Annotated in this window: 3 protein-coding genes; all 3 read left to right on the top strand. The window is 33.8% G+C overall.

All coding sequences use genetic code 11. The annotated features are described in order from the left end of the window. Positions 1-78 precede the first annotated feature (78 nt). The 3 genes from J5G60_RS17915 (at position 79) to J5G60_RS17905 (ending at position 2,343) form a co-directional block, all read left to right on the top strand. A complete protein-coding gene (locus J5G60_RS17915; protein WP_150355446.1) occupies positions 79-801 on the top strand; it encodes an EcsC family protein in 723 nt (240 codons plus the stop codon). Between the two features lie 100 nt (positions 802-901). Beyond that, positions 902-1,771 carry a pirin family protein gene (locus J5G60_RS17910; RefSeq protein WP_150355447.1) on the top strand — a complete coding sequence of 290 codons (870 nt, stop codon included), beginning with the start codon at positions 902-904 and terminating at the stop codon, positions 1,769-1,771. A 44-nt stretch (positions 1,772-1,815) separates the two neighbouring features. Beyond that, positions 1,816-2,343 (top strand): peptide deformylase, encoded by a 528-nt coding sequence (locus J5G60_RS17905; protein ID WP_150355448.1) that lies wholly within the window; start codon positions 1,816-1,818, stop codon positions 2,341-2,343. The last annotated feature ends 205 nt before the right edge of the window (positions 2,344-2,548 follow it).

Raw genomic sequence — 2,548 nt, 5'->3', positions numbered from 1 at the left:
AACCGAGATCTACACTTCTAGCTTCGTCGGCAGCGTCTGATGTGTATAAGAGAAAGGAATTATATAGGAGAAATTTATATGAGTTTGTATGAAGATAAAGCCTTGGAAGAGTTGCTCCAGTGGAAAAAAGAAATGACAAGCAGGCCCAGCTTTACAAATGATTTTACAAAAAAAATGCAGTCAAAATTAAATGAGTTTATTCCTGAAAAGTGCCAGCACATAATTACAAAATCCATAGAAGGTATGGTGAAGACAGTTATATATGGATATAAATATATCTCTACCGCTCCCGTTCATGACATGAATTTGGAATCAAGAGAAAATTTAGTAAGGGAAAAGATGAAATTTTACAGGAATGCAGCTGCAGTAAGCGGTGCAGGTACAGGTGGAGCTGGAATTATTGTGGGCTTGGCTGATTTTCCCATATTACTTGGGTTGAAAATGAAATTTTTGTTTGATACTGCTGGTATCTACAGTTTCAATGTAAAGAATTACAGGGAGCGATTGTATATACTCTATATATTTCAAATAGCTTTTTCAAGCCAGGGAAGAAGAAGGGAAGTCTATGATATAATGTCGGATTGGGATAATTATTGCAGGGCATCACTTCCTGAAGATAAGAGTCATTTTGACTGGAGAACATTTCAACAGGAATACAGAGATTATATTGACATTGCAAAGATGCTGCAGCTTGTCCCTGGAATTGGGGCAGCAGTGGGGGCATATGCCAATTATAAATTGATAAAGCAGCTGGGGAATACAGCTATGAATGCCTATAGACTTAGGGTTTTTAAATTGTAAATTATGAATATTTTAGATAATTTTCATAAGCTGTATTCTGTAATAATGTTATAATAAGGACAGTATAAAAATTATAATATTATTTGAGGAGGAATGTCATATGCCAGCTAGAACTGTAAGAAAAATAGTGGGGGGAAACGTACAACAAGACGGTGCAGGAGTGAAACTTTTGCGTGTACTGGCGCTGGATACAGTTACAGAATTTGATCCTTTTCTGATGTTGGATATTTTTGATTCGGAAAATTCTGAAGATTATATTAAGGGGTTTCCGTGGCATCCACACAGGGGAATTGAAACTGTTACTTATCTTATGAGTGGGAAAATCGAACATGGGGACAGTCTTGGCAATAAGGGTATAATTGAAGACGGATGCTGTCAATGGATGACTGCTGGAAGCGGGATAATTCATCAAGAGATGCCGCAGCCTTCAAAGAAAATGTTTGGGTTTCAGCTTTGGATAAATATTCCGAAGAAAGACAAGATGTGTATCCCAAAGTACCATGATATAAGTAAGGAAAGTATACCTGAAGTGAAAAAGAAAGGTTTTACTGTGAGAATAATATCAGGACACTACAAGGACATTCCTGGAGCTTTTAGGGGAGAATATGTGAAAGCTGACATTTTGGATATAAATATGGAAAAACAAGCTGAATGGTCTATTAAAACAGATGTTAAGTCTACTGTATTTGTGTATATTTTTAGGGGATATGGTTATTTTGACAAAAACGAGAAACAGTGTATCAAGGAAAAAAGTGCAGTTCTATTCAATGGGGGAGAAGAAGTTAGAATTCGTTCCGGTGAAGATGGAATGCGCTTTACAATATTTATAGGCAATCCCCTTAAAGAGCCTGTAGCCTGGGGAGGTCCTATTGTCATGAATACAAGAGAGGAGCTTAAAAAAGCTTTTGAGGAAATTGACAATGGAACCTTTATAAAAAACGGTAAATATGCAAACCATAACTTAAAATAGTGTATAATTTTATTATGAGTATAATAAGTTGAGGTGGGGAAATTATGGATATAAAAAAAATATTATTATTGGGAAATGAAAATTTGTATAAAATCTGTAAAGAGGTTTCAAAAGATGAGCTTGATCGAGCTGAACAAATAGTTAAGGAACTACATGATACAATGATGAATTTTAGGAAAAAGTATGGATTTGGCAGAGCGATAGCAGCACCTCAAATAAATGAATTGTTTAGGATAATATATGTAGATTTTAATTATAATTCGATAGCTTTAATAAATCCCAAGGTTGAATTTGTGGATGATGAAAAATTTGAAGTGTGGGATGATTGTATGAGTTTTCCGGGAATAGAAGTAAGATTATATAGACATAAAAGATGTAAAGTTCATTATAAAGATTTAGAATGGAATGATTGTACTATGGAACCTGAGGGTGATTTATCGGAATTAATACAACATGAATACGATCACCTTGATGGTATATTAGCTTTTCAAAGAGCAATCGACAAAAAATCCTTTAGAATGAATAAGGATAAAATGGGATACCTTGATGAAGGTTTAAGTGGAATGAAGTGATGTTGTTAGAGTGTGGAATAGAGTAATATAATTTTTTCACTTGATAACGGTCAAATTTTCATACAAACATAATAATGAGATAGGAAATGTCATTCAAAATGTGGTAATGGCATTTTCTTTTTGTTGTATATAGTATAGTTTGCTATATTATTTCAATATATAGTTATAAAAACTATGTATTGAAATATAGTTACATATATAGTAT

The organism is Clostridium sp. HV4-5-A1G, assembly GCF_900184915.1.
GTDB classification, from domain to species: domain Bacteria; phylum Bacillota; class Clostridia; order Clostridiales; family Clostridiaceae; genus Clostridium_B; species Clostridium_B aromativorans.
This window is presented reverse-complemented; position numbering and strand designations above follow the sequence as displayed.